24 protein-coding genes and 1 tRNA gene are annotated in these 23,395 nt (G+C 66.2%); 15 read left to right on the top strand and 10 right to left on the bottom strand.

Annotated elements, in window-relative coordinates; all coding sequences use genetic code 11:
• Positions 1–139: 139 nt before the first annotated feature.
• Positions 140–439, top strand: coding sequence for a winged helix-turn-helix domain-containing protein (locus JQK15_RS27515; RefSeq protein ID WP_081260945.1), 300 nt, complete (start codon positions 140–142; stop codon positions 437–439).
• Here JQK15_RS27515 and JQK15_RS27690 read toward each other — a convergent pair.
• From JQK15_RS27690 to JQK15_RS19550, 3 genes are all read right to left on the bottom strand, one after another.
• Positions 407–790, bottom strand: coding sequence for a phage integrase central domain-containing protein (locus JQK15_RS27690; RefSeq protein ID WP_502956842.1), 384 nt, complete (start codon positions 788–790; stop codon positions 407–409). The genes JQK15_RS27515 and JQK15_RS27690 overlap by 33 nt on opposite strands.
• Positions 739–1,050, bottom strand: a complete 312-nt coding sequence (locus JQK15_RS26965) for an Arm DNA-binding domain-containing protein (protein ID WP_251007880.1) — start codon at positions 1,048–1,050, stop codon at positions 739–741. The genes JQK15_RS27690 and JQK15_RS26965 overlap by 52 nt, the downstream gene beginning before the upstream one ends.
• A gap of 240 nt (positions 1,051–1,290) precedes the next feature.
• Positions 1,291–1,381, bottom strand: a tRNA-Ser gene (locus tag JQK15_RS19550).
• A 137-nt stretch (positions 1,382–1,518) separates the two neighbouring features.
• Between JQK15_RS19550 and JQK15_RS19545 the strand changes: the two genes are divergently transcribed.
• Positions 1,519–2,421 (top strand): peptidylprolyl isomerase, encoded by a 903-nt coding sequence (locus tag JQK15_RS19545; RefSeq protein ID WP_214867042.1) that lies wholly within the window; start codon positions 1,519–1,521, stop codon positions 2,419–2,421.
• On the opposite strand, the gene JQK15_RS19540 is transcribed toward JQK15_RS19545, so the two are convergent.
• Positions 2,418–2,885 carry an Lrp/AsnC family transcriptional regulator gene (locus JQK15_RS19540; protein WP_069338080.1) on the bottom strand — a complete coding sequence of 156 codons (468 nt, stop codon included), beginning with the start codon at positions 2,883–2,885 and terminating at the stop codon, positions 2,418–2,420. The genes JQK15_RS19545 and JQK15_RS19540 overlap by 4 nt on opposite strands.
• A gap of 175 nt (positions 2,886–3,060) precedes the next feature.
• On the opposite strand from JQK15_RS19540, the gene ald reads away from it, so the two are divergent.
• The 6 genes from ald (at position 3,061) to JQK15_RS19510 (ending at position 8,765) form a co-directional block, all read left to right on the top strand.
• Complete coding sequence (ald, locus tag JQK15_RS19535; protein WP_017498976.1) at positions 3,061–4,176, top strand: alanine dehydrogenase; 1,116 nt, start codon at positions 3,061–3,063, stop codon at positions 4,174–4,176.
• Positions 4,177–4,536: 360 nt separating this feature from the next.
• Positions 4,537–5,367, top strand: coding sequence for a sulfite exporter TauE/SafE family protein (locus JQK15_RS19530; RefSeq protein WP_004208288.1), 831 nt, complete (start codon positions 4,537–4,539; stop codon positions 5,365–5,367).
• Between the two features lie 230 nt (positions 5,368–5,597).
• Positions 5,598–6,296 carry a response regulator transcription factor gene (locus JQK15_RS19525; protein ID WP_004208287.1) on the top strand — a complete coding sequence of 233 codons (699 nt, stop codon included), beginning with the start codon at positions 5,598–5,600 and terminating at the stop codon, positions 6,294–6,296.
• On the top strand, positions 6,289–7,641 hold the full coding sequence (locus tag JQK15_RS19520; protein ID WP_214867040.1) for a sensor histidine kinase: 1,353 nt from the start codon (positions 6,289–6,291) through the stop codon (positions 7,639–7,641). The genes JQK15_RS19525 and JQK15_RS19520 overlap by 8 nt, the downstream gene beginning before the upstream one ends.
• Positions 7,634–8,197, top strand: a complete 564-nt coding sequence (locus JQK15_RS19515) for a hypothetical protein (protein ID WP_097384343.1) — start codon at positions 7,634–7,636, stop codon at positions 8,195–8,197. The genes JQK15_RS19520 and JQK15_RS19515 overlap by 8 nt, the downstream gene beginning before the upstream one ends.
• A 175-nt stretch (positions 8,198–8,372) precedes the next feature.
• Complete coding sequence (locus JQK15_RS19510; RefSeq protein WP_214867038.1) at positions 8,373–8,765, top strand: hypothetical protein; 393 nt, start codon at positions 8,373–8,375, stop codon at positions 8,763–8,765.
• A 65-nt stretch (positions 8,766–8,830) separates the two neighbouring features.
• Here the strand turns inward: JQK15_RS19510 and JQK15_RS19505 are convergent, their stop codons facing one another.
• Positions 8,831–10,264, bottom strand: coding sequence for a M20/M25/M40 family metallo-hydrolase (locus JQK15_RS19505; protein WP_010338311.1), 1,434 nt, complete (start codon positions 10,262–10,264; stop codon positions 8,831–8,833).
• 355 nt (positions 10,265–10,619) lie between these two features.
• On the opposite strand from JQK15_RS19505, the gene JQK15_RS19500 reads away from it, so the two are divergent.
• Positions 10,620–12,671, top strand: coding sequence for an FUSC family protein (locus JQK15_RS19500; RefSeq protein WP_214867036.1), 2,052 nt, complete (start codon positions 10,620–10,622; stop codon positions 12,669–12,671).
• Here JQK15_RS19500 and JQK15_RS19495 read toward each other — a convergent pair.
• On the bottom strand, positions 12,631–13,860 hold the full coding sequence (locus tag JQK15_RS19495) for a phospholipase D-like domain-containing protein (RefSeq protein WP_214867034.1): 1,230 nt from the start codon (positions 13,858–13,860) through the stop codon (positions 12,631–12,633). The two genes, JQK15_RS19500 and JQK15_RS19495, sit on opposite strands and share 41 nt — an antisense overlap.
• 87 nt (positions 13,861–13,947) lie before the next feature.
• On the opposite strand from JQK15_RS19495, the gene rpoZ reads away from it, so the two are divergent.
• Positions 13,948–14,292 (top strand): DNA-directed RNA polymerase subunit omega, encoded by a 345-nt coding sequence (gene rpoZ / locus JQK15_RS19490; protein WP_004208279.1) that lies wholly within the window; start codon positions 13,948–13,950, stop codon positions 14,290–14,292.
• Between the two features lie 91 nt (positions 14,293–14,383).
• Here rpoZ and JQK15_RS19485 read toward each other — a convergent pair whose 3' ends face one another.
• Together JQK15_RS19485 and ung are read right to left on the bottom strand one after the other, a co-directional pair.
• On the bottom strand, positions 14,384–15,460 hold the full coding sequence (locus JQK15_RS19485) for a D-alanine--D-alanine ligase family protein (RefSeq protein WP_214867032.1): 1,077 nt from the start codon (positions 15,458–15,460) through the stop codon (positions 14,384–14,386).
• Entirely contained in the window at positions 15,457–16,149 is a 693-nt protein-coding gene (gene ung / locus JQK15_RS19480) for a uracil-DNA glycosylase (RefSeq protein ID WP_214867030.1), read from the bottom strand. The genes JQK15_RS19485 and ung overlap by 4 nt, the downstream gene beginning before the upstream one ends.
• A gap of 96 nt (positions 16,150–16,245) precedes the next feature.
• On the opposite strand from ung, the gene JQK15_RS19475 reads away from it, so the two are divergent.
• The 3 genes from JQK15_RS19475 to JQK15_RS19465 all read left to right on the top strand — a co-directional run bounded on the left by JQK15_RS19475 (position 16,246) and on the right by JQK15_RS19465 (position 18,931).
• On the top strand, positions 16,246–17,313 hold the full coding sequence (locus JQK15_RS19475; protein WP_251007879.1) for a serine hydrolase: 1,068 nt from the start codon (positions 16,246–16,248) through the stop codon (positions 17,311–17,313).
• Positions 17,314–17,344: 31 nt separating this feature from the next.
• Complete coding sequence (locus tag JQK15_RS19470; RefSeq protein ID WP_214867026.1) at positions 17,345–17,710, top strand: Mpo1-like protein; 366 nt, start codon at positions 17,345–17,347, stop codon at positions 17,708–17,710.
• Positions 17,711–17,860: 150 nt separating this feature from the next.
• Positions 17,861–18,931, top strand: coding sequence for a GNAT family N-acetyltransferase (locus JQK15_RS19465; protein ID WP_214867024.1), 1,071 nt, complete (start codon positions 17,861–17,863; stop codon positions 18,929–18,931).
• Here JQK15_RS19465 and JQK15_RS19460 read toward each other — a convergent pair.
• Both JQK15_RS19460 and JQK15_RS19455 read right to left on the bottom strand, forming a co-directional pair.
• The gene (locus JQK15_RS19460) at positions 18,909–19,781 is read right to left on the bottom strand and encodes a cupin domain-containing protein (RefSeq protein WP_214867022.1); all 873 of its coding nucleotides are present in this window, start codon (positions 19,779–19,781) and stop codon (positions 18,909–18,911) included. The genes JQK15_RS19465 and JQK15_RS19460 overlap by 23 nt on opposite strands.
• Positions 19,778–20,914, bottom strand: a complete 1,137-nt coding sequence (locus JQK15_RS19455) for a GNAT family N-acetyltransferase (RefSeq protein WP_214867020.1) — start codon at positions 20,912–20,914, stop codon at positions 19,778–19,780. The genes JQK15_RS19460 and JQK15_RS19455 overlap by 4 nt, the downstream gene beginning before the upstream one ends.
• A gap of 172 nt (positions 20,915–21,086) precedes the next feature.
• Between JQK15_RS19455 and JQK15_RS19450 the strand changes: the two genes are divergently transcribed.
• Together JQK15_RS19450 and JQK15_RS19445 are read left to right on the top strand one after the other, a co-directional pair.
• A complete protein-coding gene (locus JQK15_RS19450; RefSeq protein WP_097385717.1) occupies positions 21,087–22,085 on the top strand; it encodes an NAD-dependent epimerase/dehydratase family protein in 999 nt (332 codons plus the stop codon).
• A gap of 298 nt (positions 22,086–22,383) precedes the next feature.
• Positions 22,384–23,391 carry a KpsF/GutQ family sugar-phosphate isomerase gene (locus JQK15_RS19445; protein WP_004208270.1) on the top strand — a complete coding sequence of 336 codons (1,008 nt, stop codon included), beginning with the start codon at positions 22,384–22,386 and terminating at the stop codon, positions 23,389–23,391.
• Positions 23,392–23,395: the final 4 nt, after the last annotated feature.

Raw genomic sequence — 23,395 nt, 5'->3', positions numbered from 1 at the left:
AGGATCAGGACGTAGGCTTGACGGATGGATCGGAGACAGACCTTTTGGTTCAGAAAAGGTCTATCCACTGCCTTGCGAGGATCAGCTTGCAGACCGTCAAGACGCTGCTCGCCCGGCTCGTTAACAAGGGCGTTCGCCCATGAGGTGGAGGGGCGGCGCTATCTCTATCGGTCCCTGGTGGCGCGAGGCCTATGTCGCGGGAGAATCCCGGCTGGTCGAAACCCATATGAGCCGACTGCGCACCAAGTTGAACGAGGGTGGACGTGGGGATGCGATCCGCACGGTCCGGGGATCGGGCTATATGGTGTTGAGTAGCGGCACGGCGCAGGGGATCATCGAAGGCGACTATGTCCGCCGGATGCCGGTCGTTGAACGGGCAGCGAGTTCGACCGGATATCGACCATCCTCAACCAGATGCTCGGCCGGCCTTCGACGATGATGGTCGCGGTCTGACAGTGGACCTGCAGGCGGTAGAGGTGCGGGGCGATGCGCAATCGCTCAAGCACCCAGTCGCCAATCTGCTGGAAAACATCCTGGCCCATGCCGGTAAAGGCATGGCTGCGAAATGCCCTTCTTGCTTGGGTTGTCGCGGCAGCCCCTTGGTGATCGCGCGCATGGGTGCTTCAGTCTGGCGATAGTCCGACGCATATGTCCAATGGAGAACAGTGCCGATCCGTTGCCGGACCCGTCGCGCCGTCTCGGGCTTGGCGAGCCTGATATCCGCCAGCGCGTTGCGGATCATGGTCCCTGTAATCTCATTGGCCCGCACATGGCCGATGTGCGGGAACACATAAGCCTCGAGCGTCTGGAGCCACTGTTTCTCGTGCTTCTGGTTCCGCCTGTCTTGCTGTGCGCCGCGATCACCTTGGCAGCCGCCTGGCGAAATGTGGGGATGCCCTGTGCCTTGCGCCGCTCGAAGATTGGATCCAGCCCTAGCTCCACCCAGGTTCGGATTTCTCGCGCCCGCTCCCGAGCGGTTGCCAGCGAGACTTTCGACGCGCTCCCCAAACCAAAATCGCCTCGATTCCCATCCTTCTGCGCCCGGCACATCCAGCTTTTCCCACCGCCGGGTTTGATGAAGAGGAACAGGCCATCGCCATCGCTAAGCCGCCCAGGTCATGTTGCTGCTTTCACAGCGGTTGCGGAAAGTTTTCCCATGCCACCAAATCTCCCACATTTCCAATCGGTCACCGGTGGACTGGCAGGGATGAACGTGGATGCGAAGCACGCTGAAAGCCGCAGAAAAGCTGGGCTTTTCTGATTCGAAACGGATGTGAAATAACAGGATGATGGCGGAGCGGGAGGGATTCGAACCCTCGATACGCTTTTGACGTATACTCACTTTCCAGGCGAGCGCCTTCGACCACTCGGCCACCGCTCCGCAGGAACCCCATCGTCGCTGTAAGCGGCGTGAATCGGGTTCATATTCCATCGCACTGGAGGCGGCTCCCTATCGCGCGACAACGCACTAGGCAAGGGGTGCTTTACTTTCTTGCGCAGCAATTGTTTGATCGCCTCATGACCCTTCGCCGCCGTGCCGCGCTGCTTGCGCCCTTCATCGCCATCCTGCCCCTTGCCGCTGCCGATGCGGCCGATCCGCCGGCCACGCCCAGCGCGGTCGTGGCGCAGGCGCCGGCCAGTGCCTGGCGCGCCGTCCCGGCGCAGGATCTGCTGGTGATGACGATCGAGGGTGGCAAGCGCGTGCTGATCCAGCTGGCGCCGCAATTCGGTCCGCGCCATGTCGCCAATATCCGCGCGCTCGCCACCGCCCATTGGTGGGACGGCACCAGCATCAACCGGGTGCAGGATAATTATGTCGTCCAATGGGGCGACGCGACCGAGAAGAAGCCGCTGCCCGCCGGCCTCGCGCCGACCAGTCCGGCCGACTATGTCCAGCCGCTTGGGGGCGTGAAGGCGAAGCTGACGCCGCTGCCCTATCCCGATCCCTATGCGTCGGCGACCGGCTTCATCGATGGCTGGCCGGTGGCGATCGACGGGGAGGCCGCCTGGCTGCCGCACTGCTATGGCATGATCGGCGTCGGTCGCAACATGTCGCCCGACGCCGGCACGGGCGCGGAACTCTACACCGTGATCGGCCAGGCGCCGCGCCAGCTCGATCGCAACATCGCCGTCGTCGGCCGCATCGTCGAGGGGATGGCGGCGCTCACCAGCCTGCCGCGCGGCAGTGGTGAGCTGGGCTTCTACACCGACGCCGAGCGCAAGCTGCCGATCGTCTCGGTGCGGCTGGCCAGCGATCTGCCGCAGGCGGAGCAGCCACATGTCCAGGTGATGGATACCGGCTCGGCCAGCTTCGCCGACTATCTGCGGCTGCGCGCCAACCGGAAGGATGATTTCTACGACCGGCCGGCGGGTGGCGTCGATCTGTGCAATGCGCCGGTGCCGGTGCGATTGGCGCCTTAAAGAGGAAGATCGCGCAGCCGATAGCCGCGCCAGTCGCGGATGCGGCGGATGGCGAAGCTGGTGCGGATCGCCGACACGCCCGGCAGGCGGGCGAGGCAGTCGCGATGGACCGCGTCGAAGCCCTTGAGGTCGGCGGCGGCGACCCGCAGCAGATAGTCGGCCTGGCCCGCCATCAGATGGCATTCCAATATTTCCGGGAAGCCCGCGACCGCCGTCTCGAACCGTTCCATCGCCTCGCGGCTCTGGCTGGTCAGCGAAATCTCGACGAAGGCCTGGAGCGTCAGGCCGAGCGCCGCCGGATCGAGCCGGGCGGCATAGCCCTCGATCATGCCGGCATCCTCCAGCGCGCGGATGCGACGATGGCAGGCGGAGGAGGAGAGGCCGATCTGCTCGCCCAGTTCATTCATCGACCGGCGGGAATCGCTCTGCAGCGCCTCCAGCAACGCGATGTCGAACCGATCCATGCAATGTCATCCCGATGAAATAAGATTTCGCGATATATCGTCCTGCATGCGGACGATCGCAAGCGCAAATCAGGGAACAATCGCCACCTGCTTGGCGATATGATGGGGCCACAACCGGCGGGGCTGCGTTGTCCTTTCAGGATGGGCCATCCCGCTGCAAAATGGAGAGCGTCTCATGATCGTCGGCACCGTCAAGGAAATCAAGAATCACGAATATCGCGTCGGCCTGACCCCCGAGAGCGTCCATGAACTGACGGCCCACGGCCATGAGGTTCTGGTCGAGACCGGCGCGGGTGAGGGCATCGGCGCGCATGACGCGCTCTATGAGCGGGCCGGCGCCACCATCATCGCGACGGCCGCCGAAGTGTTTGCGCGTGCCGAGATGATCGTCAAGGTGAAGGAGCCCCAGGCCGTAGAGCGCGCGATGCTGCGCCCCGGCCAGATCCTCTACACCTATCTCCACCTCGCGCCCGATCCGGAGCAGACCCGCGACCTGATCGCCTCAGGTGCGACCTGCATCGCCTATGAAACCGTGACCGACGCCAGCGGCGGCCTGCCGCTGCTGAAGCCCATGAGCCAGGTGGCCGGCCGCATGTCGATCCAGGCCGGCGCGACCGCGCTGGAAAAGGCGCATGGCGGCCGCGGCGTGCTGCTGGGCGGCGTGCCGGGCGTGCTGCCGGCTAAGGTCGTCGTGATCGGCGGCGGCGTCGTCGGCTTCAACGCGGCGCAGATGGCGGCCGGCCTTGGCGCCGACGTCACCATTCTCGACCGCAATCCCGAAGTGCTCGAAAAGCTGGGCATGTATTTCGAGGCGCGCGCCAAGACCCGTTTCTCGAACCGCGCAAACCTGGCCGAATGCGTGGCCGAGGCGGATCTGGTGATCGGCGCAGTGCTGATTCCGGGCGCCGCCGCGCCCAAGCTGGTCAGCGCCGACATGCTCAAGACCATGAAGAAGGGCGCGGTGCTGGTCGACGTCGCGATCGACCAGGGCGGCTGCTTCGAAACCAGCCATGCCACCACCCATGCCGACCCGACCTACATCATCGACGGCATTGTCCATTATTGCGTCGCCAACATGCCCGGCGCGGTCGCCCGTACCAGCACCTATGCGCTCAACAATGTGACCCTGCCGCATGCGCTGCGCATCGCCGAACTGGGCTGGAAGGATGCGCTGCGCCGCGATCCGCACCTGCTCGCGGGCCTCAATGTCTGGGACGGCAAGGTCACCTACAAGGCCGTCGCCGACGATCTGGGCCTGCCCTACACCCCGGCGGAAGACGCGATCGCCTGATCGCGCCGCCCCCTGTTTCCCGGCGTCCCCGACAGGCGCCGGGCAAAAGGACGCCAGCCCTCCCTTGCGGGGCTGGCGTCCTTTTATTTTGCCCCGTTTTTCGTCTGGCGCGACGTCGCGTCGCCGGGCTTTGTTTCCCGATTGTCAAATAAACGCCATGGATTCTCTTGCGGGTTCCAAGATCTCGTTCGTCTAGTCGGGCAGGGGGACATGACCACATGCCCCCCATGCATCCTGGTTCCGCCGAAGAGAGGCATGGTTTAACATCATGGTCGATTTCCCCACATTCGCCGCCTTGATCCAAAAAGGCGATCGCTCCATCATGCGCGCCGGTCGCGCACTGCAGAAAGGGGCGTGCTGATGTCCGGTGATATCATGACCTGGCTCGTGCCGCTGGTTGCCATGCTGGCCGCCGGCCTGCTCGCCGGCTTTGCCGCCGGCATCTTCGGCATCGGCGGTGGCTTCGTCGTCGTGCCGGCGCTGCTGGTCGTGCTGCCGCTGCTGGGCGGGACGAAGGACGGCATCGCCCATGTCGCGATCGGCACGTCGGCTGCGACGATCATCCTGACCTCCATCCGATCGCTGCTGGCGCATTCCAAGCGCGGGGCGGTGGAGTTCGACGTCCTCAAGACATGGGCGCCCTGGATCATATTGGGCTGCGGCGCAGGCGTCGTGCTGGCGGGCCATGTCGATGGCCGCACGCTCAAGATGATCTTCGGCGCAGGCGTTATCCTGATGTCGCTCAACTTCCTGATCCCGGTGCTGAACGGCAAGGTGATCAGCGACCAGATGCCGTCGGGGCTGGCGCGCATCGGCATTGCAGGCGGGCTGGGCACCTTTTCCTCGCTGCTGGGCATCGGCGGCGGCACCATTGCCATCATGACGATGACGCTGTGTGGCCGCACCATCCACCGCGCCATCGCCACCGCATCGGGCATCGGCACGCTGATCGCCATCCCGACCACCATCGGCTTTGCCATCATCGGCTTCCGCGAAGGCGGCCTGCCCTGGGGGTCGCTGGGCTATATCAACATCCCCGCGACGATAGCGATCGCATCCATGTCGATGCTGACCGCGCCGCTGGGCGTGGCCGCCGCCCATAGCCTGCCCGCCGGGCCGCTGAAGAAGATCTTCGGCGTCTATCTGCTGATCATCGGTGCGCTGATGCTGCGCGCGGGGCTCAAGATCTGATAATGATCTGATAATCTGGCTGTTTGAGAAAGCCGGTACCAGCCCGCTCCCCCGCCCAACCACCCGACAGGATGACACTGGATCGGGTGGTTGGGCGGGGGGGCGGGCTGGTACCGTACCGAAAAATCGCTCTTTCGCGATTTTTCAAACAGGCTCTTAACGGCCGCCAGTGACCGCCTTAACAGGCTTTGTCACTGGCGGCCGTTCGCGCTATCTGACAGGCGGTGAAGATGGCGCAAACCGACCCGATTTCCGTGCTGCTGGTGGAAGATGACCCTGCGGCCCGCGCCAATATTGCCGAAATCCTCGTCCGGGCCGGCATGGTCGTCGACCTGGCCGAGGATGGCGCCGAAGGGCTCAAACGCGCGGCATCGGGCCGCTATCATGTCATCATCCTCGATCGCACCCTGCCGCATCTTTCGGGTATCGACGTGGTGACGCGCATGCGCGTTGCCGGGATCGAGGCGCCGGTGCTGATGCTGTCCGCGCTCGGCCGCAGCGAGCATCGGGTCGAGGGGCTGGAAAGCGGCGTCGATGACTATATGGCCAAGCCCTTCGAGCCGGACGAACTGATCGCCCGCGTGCGCGCTTTGTGGCGCCGGGCCGGCCGGTTGCAGCAGGATTCGGTGCTGCTGTTCGGCGATCTGGAATGCCATGTGAAGGCGCGCACCGCCCATCGCGGCGGCCGCCATGTGCCGCTGTCGCCCAAGGAATTCGCGCTGTTCCGCTACCTCATGGAACATGCCGGCGAAGTGGTCACGCGCGAGATGCTGCTGCGCCATGTGTGGAAACTCAGCTTCGATCCCCAGACCAATGTGGTCGACGTCAATGTCGGTCGCCTGCGCCGCAAGCTGGAGGAAGGGTTCGACAGCGCCGTGCTGGAGACGGTCTGGGGCACCGGCTATCGGCTGATCGCCGCCCATGGCTAGGTTCGGCCTGCTGCGCTCGGTTTTCGGCCGGGTTACGCTGTCGGCCCTGCTGGTCAGCCTGGCGTCCACGCTGGTGTTGTTCCTGGTGGTCGAACGGATCGTCGAGACCGACGGGCGCGTGATGCTGGGGCGGGAGGTCGATACCGATCTGGCGGGCCTGGCCGACATCTATGTCAGCAGCGGCGAGGCGGAACTGAGGGCGCGCATCGTCGATCGGCTGGCGATGGAGCGCGGGGACAGCGAAAAGGCCTATTATCTGCTCGCCGATGCGGCCGGGCGCCGGGTGGCGGGCAATATCGACCATTGGCCCGCCCTGGCGTCCGAAGTGTCCGAGGCCCGGCTGATCCGCCTGCCGGGCGGCGACCGCATGTTTGCGCGGGCGACGCTGCTTGGCCCCGACACCCGGCTGATCGTCGGGCGCAGCAATGTTCGGGCGCGGGCGCTGCAGACCCGGCTCGCCATCGCCTTTGCCATTGCCGGCGCCATCGTCGCCCTGCTCAGCCTTGCCGCCGGCCATTTCGCCGCGCGCCGCCTGCGCCGCCGGGTCGAACGGATCAACCATGTCTTCGACGCGGTGCGTGCCGGCGATATCGGTGCGCGCGCACGCGCCACCGGGGCGAGCGACGAACTGGCCGAACTGGCGGCGAACACCAATGCGATGCTGGATCAGGTGCAGCGGCTGATGGAGGCCCAGCGCTCCGTGTCGGATCAGACCGCGCACGAGATCCGCACCCCGCTGATGCATCTCGACACGCGTATCCTGAAAGCGATGGAACGGACCGGGGATGAGGGGCTGTTGCGGACCCTGGGCCGGTCGCGCGACGAGATACGCAGTGTCGTCCGGCTGCTCGATTCCCTGCTCGACATTGCCGGCACCCAGGCATTGCGCGGCGATCGCCGGGGTCTCGCCGATGTCGATCTCAGCGAGATCGCCGACAATCTGGCGGACCTGTATGGCGCCAGCGCGGAGGATCTGGGCATCGCCTTCAACGCGATGGTGGCGCCGGGGATATCCTTCCGCGCCGATCCGATGCAGATCACCCGGCTCTTGTCCAACCTGCTCGACAATGCCTTCAAATATGTGCCGCGCGGCGGCAGCGTGCTGCTCAGCCTGGCGCCGGGGCCGCTGATCATCGTGCAGGATAATGGCCGGGGCATACCGGCCGACGCGCGCGAACTGGTCTTCGACCGCTATGTCCGGCTCGATCCGTCGCCCGGCAGCGGCCATGGTCTGGGGCTGGCGCTGGCCCGTGCGATCGCCGAACGCCATGGCCTGACCATCCATGTCGAGGATGCCGCGCCCGGCGCCCGCTTCGTGGTGCAGCCGGAGATGGCGGATGATTAGGCTCTTCCTGCCCCTGCTGATGCTGGGCGTCGGCCCGGTCGCGGTGGTCGAGGAGCCGATGCCGACCGATGCGCTGATGCGCACCCTGGCGGAGGGTGATCTGGCGCAGGCGCGCGGCGATCAAGCCGCACTCGCGGCGGCGGCCGACACTCTCAAGCTGCTCGGCGCGCGCCCGGCCGAGGGGCAGGATGACCTGTCCACCCTCTGGTCGCAGCAGGCGCAGGCCGGCGGTGCCGTCCATGCCGGGCCAGTCTATCGCGGCCGCGCGCTCGGCCCCGCCTATCGCCGCGGGTCTCTGGCGGCGGGCGGGCGGGTGACGCTGCGCCAGCTGTTCCTTGCCGGCCAGCGCGCGCAGATTTCGGTGGCACGCGCCACCGGCATCGCCGCATCCCTGTCGGTCCGGGTGCGCAATGCCGATGGCGGCACGCTGTGCGCCAAGCCGGTGGCCGCGCCGCAGGCCGATTGCGCCTGGCTGCCGCTGTTCACCGAACGCTATGCGATCGAGATAGAAAATGGCGGCAGCGCGCCGGCGACCTTCTATCTGGTGATCCGCTGATCTGATCCCAATCACCTGAAAACAGGGCGGAAAAGCCCGATATTAGGCCCTTTTGGGCGCTGCGGCCCACCGCCGCCGCGCCTCGCTTCGTCCATTCTGCACATCCGTTCAGGCGCAAAATGCCGGTCCCGGTGCGTTATTGCCGCAGGTTCGATGAGGAAAGAGGAGAAACGTCATGAACCGTTCGATGCTTCTGACCGCCATCGCCATGGTCGGCATGACCCCGATCGCCGCCATGGCCCAGCCCCAGGCGCGTGGCCCGGCTCCGGGTGAAGGCCCGGTGAGCTATGAGGAACAACTGGCGTCGGTCGAGGACCAGCTTGTCTATGAAGCGCCGATCGCCGGCGTGGAGAACAACTACTGGTTCAATTACAAGACCGACCTGGCCGAGGCGCGCAAGGAACTGACCAAGGATCTGCGCCATTCCAGCGATGCGGAGGATAATCGCGACGCCTGGGAGGAATATCGCACCGAACTGGCCGATGCCCGTGGCGACTATGCCAAGGAAATGGCCGAGAAGGGCTATCCGGTCGGCGAAGTCCGGGTGCTGGGCAGCAGCGGCCGCTGATCCGCGCGGCGCTGATCCAAATATAGAAAGGGCTGGTCCGGTCATCCGGGCCAGCCCTTTTCGCATTACTGTGTGTAAGCCTTGGTCAGGCGATAGAGGAAGGCGCGGCCGTCGAGCAGCGACTTGACCCGGATGCGCTCATTGAGGCCATGGACCCCCTGGCCATCGGGGTCGGCGAACATGCCCGACACGCCATAGGTGGGGATGCCCGCCGCATTGGTGAAGCGCCCGTCGGTCGCCCCGGTGGCGAGCCGCGGGATCACCGGCACGCCCGGCCACATCTCCTTGGTCAGCGCCTCGATGGGCGCCATGATCTGCGGCGTCAGCTGCGGCGCCGACGATTTGGGCTGCGGCGGATCGGCCAGCGTCACCTTGACCTTCTCGTCGCCGCCGACCTGCGCCAGCTTCGCGCGCACCGCCTCGACATCCTCGCCCGGAATGATGCGGCAATTGACGTTCGCGGTCACCGACTGGGGCTGGGCATTGGGGGCATGGCCGCCATTGATCAGGGTCGGGATGCAGGTGGTGCGCAGGGTAGCGTTCCAGCTCGGATTGGCGGCCGAGATCGCGGCATAGTCCGCTTCGGTCGCCTTGCCCGCGCCGACCGCCGCCATCGGCTGCGACAGCTTGGGATAGAGCGGCGCCGACGCGCCGAAATAGGCCTTGGCCGCCGGGGTCAGGTTCACCGGGAAGTCATAGGCATTCACATTGGCCAGCGCCTGCGCCATCCAGCCGATCGCGTTGAAATGCGGTTCCTGGCGCGAACTGTGGCCGCCCGGCGCGGTCGCGGTGAAGGTGAAGTCCTGATAGACCTTCTCGCCCGCCTGCACGCCATGGCTGACCGGCTTGCCATTCTCGTCCAGCGACCCGCCGCCGCCTTCGTTGAGCGCCCATCCGGCCGCCATCGCATCGGGCTTGTTCTTCAGCAGATATTCGACGCCGTTCAGCGCCTTCTCCGTCTCCTCGCCACAGGTCAGCGCCATCTTGATCGTGCGCTTGGGCTTGTAGCCTTCCTGCTTGAAGCGGATCATGGCGTCGGCGAAGCTCGCCGCCATCGCCTTGTCGTCCGACGTGCCCCGGCCATAGAAGTAGCCGCCTTCCTCGATCAGGGTGAAGGGATCGCGGGTCCAGTCGGCGCGCTTGGCCGCGACCACGTCGATATGGGCGAGCAGCAGCAGCGCGGGCAGCTTGGCATCGGAACCGCGCAGCACGGCGGTCAGATTGCCTTCCTTGGGATGGGCCGGATCGACCACGACGCTTAGGTCGCCATCGGCGTAGCCCGCCGCCTTCAGCCGCGTCGCAATCTGTTCGGCGGCGAGCGTGCAGCTGCCATTGGGCCAGCTCGAATCGGTCTCCACCAGTTCCTTGTAGAGGGTGCGGAAGGCGGCCTCGCCGGCGCGGGCCTGCGTATCGGCCGCGGTAGCGGCGTGCAGCGGGCTGAGGCTGGCGGCCAGCAGCGCGGCGGCGGGCAAGGCGGCAACTAAGCGACGGGATGGCATGGGGCGATGTCCTTGTTCTGATTGTTCGACGCTTGGAAATGCGTCTCCCTGGCCCGGCTGGGCGGCGCGACTGTGCAGAAAGCCGGGGGCGGCGGCAAGGGGATGATTGATGCCTGCCGGCCCTGTTTGGTTGTGCATATCATGCACAATGGCTGTGCCTTGGGCTCATATTGTTTCGCCACATGGACAGGCGCATAGAGGGTTTGCCTGAAGCTCCAGCAATGCGCGCCCGATCCGGCGTGGCGGGCCGACGCGTCCGGCTTTCATTCTCCCGACCGGCGTCGCCGCCCTGCCTGGCCCCGCCCGATGATGCTGGATGTGCCGCGTGACGCCTGCCTTGCCTCAAGCGCGCTGGATGGCCGATCGCTACGGCGGCCATGACGCGCTGTTCACGCTCAAGGCTTTTCTCGCGGCGATGCTGGCCTATTATATCGCGCTGCGGATCGGGCTGGAGCGGCCCTATTGGGCGATCATCACCGCCTATATCGTTGCCCAGCCGCTCGCTGGCGCGGTGTCGTCGAAGGCGATGTTCCGCCTGCTCGGCACCGTCATCGGCGCGGGCGTGGCGATCCTGCTGGTGCCGTTGCTCGGCAATGCCCCCGAACTTCTCTCGCTCGCGCTGGCGCTGTGGCTTGGGCTCTGCACCTTCGTCGCGCTGCTCGACCGGACCCCGCGCGCCTATACCTTCCTGCTGGCGGGCTATACCGCCGGCATCGTCGCCTTCCCGGCGGTCGAGGCGCAGGCGACGATCTTCACCGCCGCCAGCCTGCGCGCGCAGGAAATCGGCATCGGCATCGCCTCGGCCACGCTGGTCCACAGCCTCGTCTTCCCGCGCACCGTGTCGGCTCGCCTCCAGGCGCGGATCGACGCGATCATGATCGACGCCGAACGCTGGTCGCGCGATTCCCTGCGGGTCGACCATGGCGATGCGATCGTGACCCGCGACCGCCGGCAATTGGCGACCGACATCCACGAACTGCACCAGCTTGCCACCCATTTGCCGTTCGAAAGCAGCGCGCTGCGGCTGAAGGCCGGGGTGCTGCGCGCGCTGGAGACGCAGCTTTGCCTGCTGCTGCCGCTGGCCAGCGCGGTCGAGGATCGCTGTCGCCAGTTGCAGCGCGCCGATGCTTTGCCGCCGGCCGTCCATGTCCTGCTGGACGATGTCGTCGCCTGGCTGGGCGCGCCGGACGGGAAGGGGGGCTCGCCTGAAGCGCTGCGCGCCCGCGCCCGTGCCTGCGAGCCCGATTGCCGCTTGCCCTTCGCCTGGCATGCGGCGCTGCAACTGAGCATGCTCGACCGGCTGGCCGAACTGGTCGCCGTCCATGCCATCTGCCGCGAGTTGCAGGCGGCGATGGGCGCCGACCGCATCCCCCTGTCACCGCCCGCGCGGGAAGCGATCCGCAACGCCCGCCGCCGCGTCCTGCACCGCGATTATGGCTTGGCGCTGCGCGGTGCGCTGGCGACCAGCCTCACCGTGCTGATCGGCTGCCTGCTCTGGATATTGTCGGCCTGGCCGGCCGGGGCAGGGGCGGTCGTCATCGCCAGCATCATCTGCGCCCTGTTCAGCAATATGGATGATCCCGCGCCTGCTGCCTGGAAAGTGTGGCAGGGCACCTGCTGCGCGGTGCTGGTGGCCGCGCCCTATGCCTTTGCCATCCTGCCGCGCGTGTCCGACTTTCCGGTGCTGGTCGCGGTGCTGGCGCCGGCCTTCCTGCTGGTCGGTGCGATGATGGTGCGGCGGCGGCTGGCGGCGATGGCGATCGGCATGATCCTCTCGCTGCCCGGCCTGATGGGCCTCGATGGCTATTATACCGGGCAATTCGACAGTTTCGCCAATGCCGCCATCGCCCAGATGCTGGGCGCCTTGCTCGCGGTCTGGGCGCTCAAGATGGTCCGCACCGTGGGCGCCGAACAATCCGCACTGCGCCTATTGCGCGCGGGCTGGCGCGATCTTGCCCTGCGCACCGATCCGCGGCAGCAGCCTGACACGGTCAAATGGATCAACACCATGCTCGACCGTATCGGCCTGCTGACGCCGCGGCTTGCCGAACTGGGCAGCGACACCACCGCGCCCTTGCTCGATATCCTGCGCGACACGCGCGTGGGCATGTCGCTCGACGATCTCCACCGCTTCCGGGTGCGCGCCCATGCCCGCGACGATCGGCTGCTCGATGTCGTGCTGGGGCGGGTGCGCCAGCATTTCGATCGGCTTGGCGCCAGGGGGCAGGGCGACCCCGACCCGGCGCTGGTGCGGGCCATCGACACGGCGCTCGCCACCATCGGCCGGAACGGCGCGGTCGATGATCGGCGGCTGGCGCTGCTGGCGCTCACCAGCCTGCGCCGCAACATCGCGCCCGATATTCCGCTCAGTCCGCGTCGGGATCGCGAAAATTCAGCCGCCGCGTGACGGTATAGTCCAGCACGCCGACCAGCAGATAGCTGATCCACTGCTTGATCAGCGTCAGGCCGGTGCGGCTGGCGCGATAGGTTTCCAGCGAAATCTGCCGGCTCTCGCCCGTCCGCTGGGTGATGAAGCCGCGCATCGCCTCGGCAAAGCCGGCATCCTCCACCCGCAGCATCAGCTCCAGGTTCAGGAACAGGCTGCGCATGTCGAAATTGGCCGATCCGATATAGACCGCATCGTCGATCACGATCAGCTTCATGTGCAGCTTGCAGGGCTGATATTCATGTATCTCGACGCCGCGTCGCAGCAGCGGACCATAGAGCAGCCGTGCCGCCGCGATCGTCGCGCCATTGTCCGACAGGGCCGGCAGGATCAGGCGCGCGCCCTTGCGCCGGGCAGCGCGGGCGATCCGCTTCATCATGCCCCGGCCGGGCGAGAAATAGGCCTCGACCATGTCCAGCCGCTGCGCCCGGTCCATGTCATGCTTCACCACCTGTGCCCAGGGGCTCAGCCGCCGGGTCGGCCCGCCGATCAGCCAGCGGAACGGATCGGCCGGATCATGGTGCAGCGATGGGTGCCAGTGCCGCACCATCGCCCGAAGGGTGCGGAACCTTTGCCCCTTGCTCGTGACCCAGCGCCATAGCTGGCCATACCAGCGCGCCATCGCCTCGGCCTGCGGCCCTTCCAGCAGCAGCCCCAGGTCGCGCCAGCAATCGTCGGCGGGTATGCCGAAATAGCCATCCTCGACATTGAAGCCACCGATCATCAGCCTTTTGTCGTCGGCCAGGGCGATCTTCTGATGATTGCGGATCAGGTAGCGGGTCGACCGGCGCGTCCCGAACCGGCCGAAATGGCCGCCCGCCGCGATCAGCGGGGCGAACAGGCTGTCGGGCGTATCGGACGATCCGAAACCGTCGATCATCAGCGTCACGGCCACGCCGCGCGCCCGCGCCGCCACCAGCCGCTCGCAGATCAGCCGGCCGCTGCCATCGTCGGCGAAGATATAATAATAGAGTTTCAGGCTCGTGCGCGCACCGTCGATCAGTCTGACCAGCGCGTCGCGCAGCGCCGCGCCTTCTTCGATGACGGTCAGTCGGTTGCCGTTCAGCGTGACGCTGATCGGGCTGGTCGGGGCTTCCTGTTGTCGCGACGCCATGGCCCCTTCATGCGCCGCTTTGCCGCGGCGCGCCATGGCTTTATGGGCTTTTCATTGACTCGACAGGCCGCCACTGCTAGGCGCCAAGTTCAAGATTCCCTATTGATTTTTCAGGAGGCCCGATTGGCCCGCGTCACCGTCGAAGATTGCGTCGACAAGGTTACCAACCGTTTCGATCTCGTCCTGCTCGCCGCCCAGCGCGCGCGTGAAATTTCCGGTGGCGCCGAGCTGACGCTTGAGCGTGACCGCGACAAGAATCCGGTCGTCGCCCTGCGCGAAATCGCCGAGGAAACCATTCTGCCCGCCGACCTGCATGATTCGGTCGTTGCGTCGCTGCAGAAGGTCCAGATTGACGACGACGATACGCCCGATGAAATCGGTTCGATCGCCCAGTCGGCGGAGGCCCTGCGCCTGACCGCAGCGGCTCCGCCGCGCAACCAGAATATCGGCGGCGATTACGACGGCTGATTTTTCCACTTTCCGGTTTGGAGAGGGAAGGGGTCCGGCCCGCGCAAGCGGGACCGGGCCTCAATGATTCTGGGCACTGGATTCTGGTGCGTTATTTCCAGGCCGTCGCCAGCATCGCGTCGAGCATGTCGGCATAGGACCAGCCATCGGCCCGCGCGGCGATCGCCGACAGGCAATCCTGGTCTGCGCGGCCCGGCCGGCCCGCACCGGTCATGTTCGGTTTCATGTTGAGGTCGAACAGCTTGAACTGGCCGCTGGCATCGGCGCGGCAGTCGATGCGGATCACTGCGCGCGATTCCACCAGCTCCGCCGCCTTCACACAGGCATCCAGCATCGCCAGCACCGGGGCTTCCTCCATCCGTTCCGGGCTGATCGCGACGCTGTTCTGCGTCACCGCGACATCGCCATTATAGGGGGCGACACCGTCCTTCTGGTCGAAGCGCAGCACCGGGCGCAGCGCGAAATGGCGGTCGCCCCTTTCGCCTGACGGGCGCGGCGCGGTGGGCGGCAGGACGGTGATGGTCATTTCCTCGCCGTCCAGAAATTCCTCGACCATCAGCAGCGTGCCGAACTTGCCCTCGTCGATCAGGCTGCGGGCCGCGGCGTTCAGCGCATCACCATCGCGCACCAGCGTCACGCCCTGGCTGCCCCGGCCACGCACGGGCTTCACGATCAGCGGGAAGGGGATGGCCAGATCGTTCAGAACCTGCCCGACATCGGCCAGCGCATGCACGCCTTCGCTCGGCCGATCAGCCAGCACAAAGCCGCGCGCCACCGGCAAGCCGGCCTGTTCCAGCATCCGGTTGGTGGCGAACTTGTCGTCATATTTCTGCGTGGCGGCCGGGGTCTGGCCGACGATCGCGACCTGGCCCATCACGGCCTCGATCGGATGCCCCTCGAACAGCACGCTGTTGGCCCAGATCGTGTCGGCGCCCGCCGCGATCACGGCTGTTATGCCGTCCGCCGTGTCGGGGAACACCCATTGCATCGCCTGCGCCGGATCGGGCGCGGGCACCGGCGTTACCACCGTGCGGCCCAGCCCCTTCAATGCAAAGCCGATATCCGCCCCACCGTCGGAATAGCCGCCGGGCTTGGCATCCTTGCGCAGCCCGTCGATCACCGGCGGCGGCAGCGCCTGGTAGAGAAGGGCGACCGCCGGCCCGCTCATGCTACCACCTCCGGCAGGCGCCAGTCGATCGCGCCGCGCCCCTTGGCCTCCAGAAAGTCGTTGGCCTGCGAGAAATGGCGGCATCCCAGAAAGCCGTTATGCGCCGACAGCGGCGAAGGATGGGCGGCCTTCAGCACCAGATGGCGCCCGGAATCGACGAAGCCGGCCTTGCGCTGGGCATAGGCGCCCCACAGCAGGAACACGACCGGCTCCTCCTTCTGCGCCACCAGCCGGACGATCGCGTCGGTGAACGTCTCCCAGCCCTTGCCCTGGTGCGACGCGGCGCGGCCCATCTCGACCGTCAACACGCTGTTGAGCAGCAGCACGCCCTGCCGCGCCCAATGCTCCAGGAAGCCGTGCCGCGCGCGGGGCAGGCCGAGGTCGCTCTCCAGCTCCTTGTAGATATTGACCAGCGATGGCGGCGTCCGCACGCCGGGCTGAACCGAAAAGCACAGGCCATGCGCCTGGCCCTCTCCATGATAGGGGTCTTGCCCCAGCACCACCACCTTCACCCGGTCCAGCGGCGTCAGGTCCAGCGCCCGGAAATATTCATTCCCCTTGGGGAAGATGCGCTTGCCGGCCGCCTTTTCCGCTTCGATGAACTGTTTCAGGCCCTGCATATGGGGGCTGGCGAACTGGTCGCGCAGCGGCGCGCGCCAGCTTTCGTGCAGCTTGATGGTGTCGTTCATGGCCGGCGTGATGAACCCCCGGCATGCCTGCGTCAACCGCGGGAAAAGCCGATCAAATATCTTGCCACCCGACCCATGATGGGCGACAGACGGGCCATGCCGTCTCTCCGTCAAATTGGCGCCAGCTGCGCCGCCCTTGGCCTGTTCTTTGCGCCCTTGCCGAGCGCCGATGCCTTCGGTCCGCCGCCCCGGCCACAGGTGCTGCTGACGGCGGAGGCGCATCTCCTGGCCGAATTTGATCGCTTCGCCGCTTTGTCGGACGGCACGGTCGGCGTCGCGGTGCAGGATCTGCAGACCGGCGAGGTCCAGTCGCGCAATGGCGACACGCTCTTTCCCATGGCCAGCGCCTACAAGGTTGCGGTCGCGGGCCGTATCCTCTCGCTGGTCGATGCCGGCAGCCTGAGGCTCGACGACCGGCTCGCACTCGATCCCGCGCTGGCGAGCGAGGGCGGCATCGCCTGGATGTTCTCGCGCCCCGGCGCGACCCTGCCGGTCAGCCAGTTGCTCGACCTGATGCTGACGCGCAGCGACAATAATGCGACCGACGTGCTGGTCGCCCGTGCCGGCGGGCCGAAGGCGGTCAGCGATTTCGTCGCTGGCCTCGGCATCCATGGCCTGCGCGTCGACAGCGATACCGCGCATCTTCTCTACCGCGCCATGGGTATCAATCCCCAGTCCGGCACCTTCCAGCAGAATGCCGGCGCCGCCCGCCGCGCCGATCCGATGATCCAGCGGCGCGACGTGCGCGACCTGCCGAACATGGATTTCATGCTCGATCCGCGCGACACGGCGACGCCGCTGGCGATGAACCAGCTGCTGGTCGCCTATGAATCGGGCAAGGCATTGAAGCCGGAAAGCACGCAGCTGCTCTTCACCATCATGGGCCATTGCCAGACCGGCAAGCTGCGCCTGTCGGGCATGTTGCCGCCCGGCACCCCGGTCGCGCACAAGACCGGGTCGCTCAACGGCGTCGGTAATGATGTCGGCATCATCGGCTTGCCCGATGGTCGCCGCTTCGCCATCACCGTCTTCGTGATGAAGGACAGCCGGGGCCATGTCTTGCGAGACCAGATCATGGCCCAGGCCGCCCGCGCGGCCTATGATTATTTCCTCTTTGCGCCCAAGCGGCGCGTGGCGCTTAACAAGTTGAACGTCCACGTATAAAAGATGGGGCATAACAGAGAGGATGCCCCTTATGACCCAGATCACCCGGTTCCGGGACTTCTGGCCCTATTATCTGCAGGAACATGCCCGGCCCGCGACGCGCGCCATGCATTATGCCGGGACCAGCCTGGTGGTCGGCCTTGCCGCCGCTACGGCCGTGACGGGACATTGGTGGCTGGCTACCGCCCTGCCGATCGCCGGCTATGGCTTCGCCTGGGTCAGCCATATGCTGATCGAGCGCAATCGCCCGGCCACCTTCCGTTACCCGCTCTGGTCGCTGCGCGCCGATTTTGTGATGCTCCAGCGCTTCCTGACCGGTCATATGCGCCGCGATCTGGTCCGTGCCGGCATCCGCGCCGACGGCACGGTCGATCCGCAGCGCCGCATTCGCGGCTGAGAGTCCGATTGAGGAGGCCGGTTCCAGCCCGCTCCCCCGCCCAACCACCCGACAGGATGATATTGGATCGGGTGGTTGGGCGGGGGAACAGGCTTTAGCCACCGCGCAAGCGCTTGATTCCCGCCGCCGCTCTGTCACAAGAGGGGCGCGATGGGGCTCACCGCGACATTCTCCCTGCCGACCGACCGGTCGGCGCTGGCCGCCCGCTGGCAGGCGCTGGAGGCGCGTAGCGATGCGTCCTTCTTCCTGCGCTGGACCTGGGTGGGCGCCTGGCTCGACAGCTATGGCGTGCGGCCCGAACTGCTCGCCGTCACCGATGAAAGCGGACAGGATGTCGCGCTGGCGCTGGTCGGCCATGCGATGCGCCCGCGCCTGCTCGGCCCGGTGGCGACGCTCAGCCTCAACCAGTCGGGCGATCCGGCGATCGACCGGCCCTATGTCGAATATAATGGCCTGCTCGCCGCGCGCGGGCAGGAGGTGGCGGCCGTCGCTGCCGCGCTCGACGCCATCGCCCGGCGCCGTGACTGGCGTGTGTTGCGGCTGAGCGGCATCGCCCCGGATTCGCCGCTGCTTGACCTGCCGGCCCGGCGGAAATTGCGGGTCGATGCCGCGCCCGTCTACCAGGTCGATCTTGACGCCGTGCGCGCCGCCGACGGCGATTATCTCGCGCTGCTCAGCAGCAATACGCGCAGCCAGATCCGCCGCGCGATGAAGGATCATGGCGGGCCGCTGCCCGACGTCACGGTCGGCACGCTGGATGACATCGCCCCCTGGCTGGACGAGATGGCCGCGCTCAACATGGGGCGTCACGCCGATAATGCCTGGGATGATCAGGGCTTTCGCCAGTTCGTCGCCACCATCGCGGCCCGCGGCCTGCCGTCGGGCGCGGTCGAACTGCTGCGCTTTGCCGATGTCGGCGGCGCGGTCGGCCTGCTGGTCAATTTCGTGCAGGACGGGCAGGCGATGAACTATCAGTCCGCCTTTGCCCAGCCGCGCACGGCCAAGGACAAGCCGGGCCTGCTCTGTCACGCCGCCGCCGTCGGCCATTATGCCGCGCAGGATTTCCGGCTCTATTCGCTGCTCGCCGGCAAGGATCGCTACAAGCAGAGCCTCTCCACGCGCGAGGAAGCGCTGGAATGGTGGCATGTGGAGCGTTTCAGTCCCCGGCTGGAGGCCGAGGCGCTGGCGCGCAAGCTGCTTAAACGCCCAGCTTCCGCATGACGCGATAGACGAAGCGGCGAATGCCCTGTTGTTCGGGGCGTTCGCTCACCGCGCCGGTCGGCAAGCCGCGCTTGCGCAGCAGGGCGTTGAAACTGTGCAGTTCGCCTTCCGCCACGCTGCGGTCGGACCGCCAGGTGATCGACAGGCTGATCGACACGGCCGGGCCATTTTCCACGAAATGCGGTGCCTTGACCGGCACATGCACGGCCTCGCCGGGGCTGAGCGGGAAGGGGGTGCCACGCGCCTTGAACCCGTCCTGCCAGATCAGGTTGCGATGGCCGCCATTGTGAAATTCCTCGCTCTTGCGCGCCGGCACCAGTTCCTCGTCGCGCGCCGGGAACACGGTCATCACCTTGGTCCCCATGATCTGCAGCAGGATATTATGCTCCGGGTCCATGTGGAACGGGGTGACGCTGCCGGGGGAGGTCAGGAAGATGAAGGCCTCGCGGTGCAGCATCGGCCCGGTGCTGCGCGCGACGATCGGCTCCAGCTCCGCCAGCGCCGCGTCCAGCAACGCGCCATAGGCCGGGTCGCGCTCGACATTCTTGAGCACCGCCCAGCTGCCATTGCTCTCGATCGTGCGGATCGTCTCGCCCAGGCTCAGCCCATTGGACGGCGTATCCTCCGGCCGCACGCCCAGCGGCAGCTTGCCGAGATTATATTCGACCGCGCTTGCCGGCATCCGCTCGGCCAGCGTCGCCAGCGCATCCAGTGTCAGCAATTCATGCCCGACCAGTTGATGCGTCAGCTTGGTCGGCTGGTCGGGATAGGCGGCGGCAAAGGCGGCGCGCGCGCTGTCCGAAAAATGCGGCGCGTCGGTGGCCGGCGCCATCGGGCTATGCACGGTCATTCCTGTCCTTTCATGCGGCTGGCGATCCGTTCGACCCCGCCGGCCAATGCAAAGGCCGCTGTCCGGCGCAGGCGCGTCGCGCCCTTGCCCTGCAGGGCGATACGATATTGGACGATGCTGCGGCGCTCGGCCCACAGGCTGTCGATCATCGGATGATCGGCGGCGGCGCAGCTGTCCATCCAGCCGATCGCCGGATCATCCTGCACCGCGTGCAGATTGGCGATCTCGATCAGCACGCCGGGCGAAAAGCGGCCCATCTCCTCGTCAAAGGCGATCTTGAAGGAAAAGGCGCCGTCGCCATGGCGGAAATTGACCAGCATCGCGATCGCCCGGCCATCCAGGTCGATGCGCAGGAAATGGAGCCGTCCCGCCGCAAAGGCCGCGGCGCAGGCGGCGCGGAAGAAGGCGATGTCATCGGGCCTGCTCGCCAGTGCGCTGCCCTCGCGACCCTTCCACCCGGACGCTTCCAGCGCCAGGAAGTCGCCACACCAGCGCGGCAGGTCGGCACCATCGTCCAGCAATCGCTGCTCGACCGTTCCCAGTTCCGCCAGTCGCTTCTGCAAGCGGCGGATTTCCTTGCGCTTCTTGGCGCGGACATGGGTTTCCCAATAGGCGTCGGCCGACAGGTCGGATCGCAGCATCGCCCGGTCATGGCGATGCACCTCGCGCCGGCCGCGCCCTTGTTCGACGCACAGTGCTTCCAGCGCGGCGGCATTGGCGCCGGCCGCATCCAGTGCGCGCAGATGCAGGAAATGGGGCGCCCATTCCGCCGCGTCCAGCTGCGCCAGCAGGCTGCGCCACGCCGCCATCTCCTGGCCCCGCCGGATCAGCGGCGCGCCGAAGAAACAATGGTCGTGCATCCAGTTGGCGACGCAGCCGATCGGCAAGCGGCCATGGCGCGCCTGCACCGTCACCGGCAACAGGCCGATCAGTTCGCCATCCGCCTGCGCCTCGATCAAACGCACGTCACCACTGCCGGCCAGATGGTCGATCGCCGCCGCCAGCAGGTCGGGCGCGTAGAAGGCATTGGGTTCGGCCGCACCCTCCGCCAGCGCCGCCCAGCGCGCGCGCGGGTCCGTCAGCGCCAGGCTGTCGGATGCAAAGGGGGGAGATGGGTGCGCTGCCATGTCCATCGCCTCGCCTTAGCCGGGAAAGATTAGGGAATGCCTAAGTATTCCGCCGCATGGAAGCCTGTATCGAACGGCTTATGAGGGAAAGGGCTTTACATCGCGCGTCGGATTGTCTGTGAACCGCCATGGCTCTGGCGGCGACCCGCCTGTCGGCCCGATCAAGGAGGATGACGCTTTGACGATCCTGGTAACCGGCGCGGCCGGCTTCATCGGCATGGCGGTGGCCGACCGGCTGCTGGCCGACGGGCGCGCCGTGATCGGCATCGACAATCTCAACGACTATTATCAGGTCTCGCTCAAGCGCGATCGGATCGCAGCGCTCGAACAGCGCCATGGCAAGCTGTTCACCTTCGCCGAACTGGACTTTGCCGACATGCCGGCACTTCAGGCGCTGCTCGCCGATCATCCGATCGAGGCGATCGTCCATCTCGGCGCCCAGGCCGGCGTGCGCTATTCGTTGATCAACCCCCATGCCTATGTCCGCTCCAACCTTGCCGGCCATGTGAACATGCTCGAACTGGCGCGGGAACGGCGGGTGCGTCATCTGGTCTACGCCTCCTCCTCGTCCGTCTATGGCGGCAACGAGAGCTTGCCCTTCCGGGTGGAGGATCGCACCGATCATCCGGTCTCCCTCTATGCCGCGACCAAGCGGGCCGACGAGCTGATGAGCGAGACCTATGCCCATCTGTTCCGCGTGCCGATGACGGGACTGCGCTTCTTCACCGTCTATGGTCCCTGGGGCCGGCCCGACATGGCGATGTGGATCTTCACCCAGAAAATCCTCGCCGGCGAACCGATCCCGGTCTTCAACCATGGCCGGATGCAGCGCGACTTCACCTATATCGACGACATCGTCGCCGGGGTGATCGGCTGTCTTGATTCCCCGCCGGGCGATGATGGCGCGCTCAAGGCGGGCGGCAGCCGGGCGCCGCATCGGCTCTACAATATCGGCAATAATCGGCCCGAGGAACTGATGCACCTGATCGCCGTGCTGGAGGAGGCTGTGGGGCGCAAGGCGCAGCTGGACTTCCAGCCGATGCAGCCGGGCGACGTGCCGGCGACCTTCGCCGACATCAGTGCGATTGCCCAGGATATCGGCTTTGCGCCCACCACCGGGATCGAGTCGGGCGTGCCCCGATTCGTCAACTGGTATCGCGACTATCATCGCCTCTGAGTGTTGCGGCATATGTCGAGCTGTCGAAAAGTTCCTCGGCTTGTCGATAATTTAGCTCATTTCATCTTGTATTTCTGCCCCATTCCCCCTGCCTTCCGACTTCAGTGCCCCTTGCCGCACTTGCGAAATGGATTGCCATAAGTGCCTGAAACGGCGTAGACAGTTGCAGGGTGCTGATTGCGAAATCGGCCTGGGGTCGCGGAACAAGGGATGGACGCTGCGCTGGCAAGGCGCATCGACACCGCGGGCGTCAGCCGGAGCATGTCGGCGGCGATACGCGGAAAAAAGGGCAAGAAGCGTGTCGACAGTTTCGAAGATCGTTCCTTTCGGCTCGGGTGCGCATATTGTGGAGACGGCGTGCAGCAGTCTCGCCCTGGCAGCCAGGGGGCTCAATACACTCGAAGCCAAATTTTCCGACCGGGAATTTTCCGCCGCCTTCCTGCGGCTCGTCGGTATCATCATCAATGTCCGGGGACGGGTGATCGTCACCGGCATCGGCAAGAGCGGCATCGTCGCGCGCAAGATGACGGCGACGCTCACCTCCACCGGCACGCCGGCGCTGTTCCTGCATCCGGCCGATGCCGGCCATGGCGATCTGGGCATGGTGACGCCGGACGATGTCGTGTTGATGCTGTCCCATTCGGGTGAATCCACCGAACTCGGGCCGATCATCCATTATTGCAAGCGCTTCGGCGTCCCGCTGCTGGCGATGACGGCGCAGGCGCAGAGCACCGTGGCCGAGGCTGCCGATGTCTGCATGCTGATGCCGGCGGTGCGCGAAGCCTGCCCCAATATGCTGGCGCCCACCACATCGACCACCTTGCAGATGGCCTTTGGTGACGCACTGGCGATGTCGCTGATGGAAATGCGCGGCTTTTCGGCCGACGATTTCTACAAATTCCACCCCAATGGCCGTCTCGGGGCGCAGCTCGTCAAGGTGCGCGAACTGATGTCGGCGGGCAGCGACGTGCCGCGGGTGTGCGAGGATTCCTCGCTGCTCGACGCCACGATCGAGATGACGCGTGCGCGCCTTGGCGGCACGGCCATCGTCGACCAGGGTGGCCAGCTGATCGGCGCCTTCACCGATGGCGATCTGCGCCGAGCCGTGACCGGCAAGCAGAATCTGACCGATGCGGTCGGCCGTTTCATGACCGTGACGCCGCAGTCGATCGGTCCCGACGAACTGGCGTCGGAAGCGCTGCGCATCATGCACGATCGCAACATCACCCTGCTGTTCGTGTGCGAGGATGGCGATCTGGTCGGCGCGCTTCACATGCATGATCTGCTGCACGCCGGGGTCGCCTGACCAT

Origin of the sequence: Sphingobium sp. BHU LFT2 (assembly GCF_018604485.1) — a bacterium.
In the GTDB taxonomy this organism is placed as follows: Bacteria; Pseudomonadota; Alphaproteobacteria; order Sphingomonadales; family Sphingomonadaceae; genus Sphingobium; species Sphingobium yanoikuyae_A.
Note: the sequence above shows the minus strand (reverse complement) of the source record. Positions and strands in the feature narration are given on the sequence as shown.

Excerpts from the sequence above, each read along its gene's own strand:
- JQK15_RS26965 (WP_251007880.1), bottom strand. The coding sequence starts at position 1,050 with ATGTGCCGGGCGCAGAAGGATGGGAATCGAGGCGATTTTGGTTTGGGG.
- JQK15_RS27515 (WP_081260945.1), top strand. The coding sequence starts at position 140 with ATGAGGTGGAGGGGCGGCGCTATCTCTATCGGTCCCTGGTGGCGCGAG.
- JQK15_RS19475 (WP_251007879.1), top strand. The coding sequence starts at position 16,246 with ATGCCGTCTCTCCGTCAAATTGGCGCCAGCTGCGCCGCCCTTGGCCTG.
- JQK15_RS19455 (WP_214867020.1), bottom strand. The coding sequence starts at position 20,914 with ATGGACATGGCAGCGCACCCATCTCCCCCCTTTGCATCCGACAGCCTG.
- JQK15_RS19465 (WP_214867024.1), top strand. The coding sequence starts at position 17,861 with ATGGGGCTCACCGCGACATTCTCCCTGCCGACCGACCGGTCGGCGCTG.
- JQK15_RS19495 (WP_214867034.1), bottom strand. The coding sequence starts at position 13,860 with ATGGCGCGCCGCGGCAAAGCGGCGCATGAAGGGGCCATGGCGTCGCGA.
- JQK15_RS19540 (WP_069338080.1), bottom strand. The coding sequence starts at position 2,885 with ATGGATCGGTTCGACATCGCGTTGCTGGAGGCGCTGCAGAGCGATTCC.
- JQK15_RS19520 (WP_214867040.1), top strand. The coding sequence starts at position 6,289 with ATGGCTAGGTTCGGCCTGCTGCGCTCGGTTTTCGGCCGGGTTACGCTG.
- JQK15_RS19485 (WP_214867032.1), bottom strand. The coding sequence starts at position 15,460 with ATGAGCGGGCCGGCGGTCGCCCTTCTCTACCAGGCGCTGCCGCCGCCG.
- JQK15_RS19530 (WP_004208288.1), top strand. The coding sequence starts at position 4,537 with ATGTCCGGTGATATCATGACCTGGCTCGTGCCGCTGGTTGCCATGCTG.
- JQK15_RS19500 (WP_214867036.1), top strand. The coding sequence starts at position 10,620 with ATGGCCGATCGCTACGGCGGCCATGACGCGCTGTTCACGCTCAAGGCT.
- ung (WP_214867030.1), bottom strand. The coding sequence starts at position 16,149 with ATGAACGACACCATCAAGCTGCACGAAAGCTGGCGCGCGCCGCTGCGC.
- JQK15_RS19510 (WP_214867038.1), top strand. The coding sequence starts at position 8,373 with ATGAACCGTTCGATGCTTCTGACCGCCATCGCCATGGTCGGCATGACC.
- JQK15_RS19505 (WP_010338311.1), bottom strand. The coding sequence starts at position 10,264 with ATGCCATCCCGTCGCTTAGTTGCCGCCTTGCCCGCCGCCGCGCTGCTG.
- JQK15_RS19545 (WP_214867042.1), top strand. The coding sequence starts at position 1,519 with ATGACCCTTCGCCGCCGTGCCGCGCTGCTTGCGCCCTTCATCGCCATC.
- JQK15_RS19525 (WP_004208287.1), top strand. The coding sequence starts at position 5,598 with ATGGCGCAAACCGACCCGATTTCCGTGCTGCTGGTGGAAGATGACCCT.
- JQK15_RS19470 (WP_214867026.1), top strand. The coding sequence starts at position 17,345 with ATGACCCAGATCACCCGGTTCCGGGACTTCTGGCCCTATTATCTGCAG.
- JQK15_RS19460 (WP_214867022.1), bottom strand. The coding sequence starts at position 19,781 with ATGACCGTGCATAGCCCGATGGCGCCGGCCACCGACGCGCCGCATTTT.
- ald (WP_017498976.1), top strand. The coding sequence starts at position 3,061 with ATGATCGTCGGCACCGTCAAGGAAATCAAGAATCACGAATATCGCGTC.
- JQK15_RS19515 (WP_097384343.1), top strand. The coding sequence starts at position 7,634 with ATGATTAGGCTCTTCCTGCCCCTGCTGATGCTGGGCGTCGGCCCGGTC.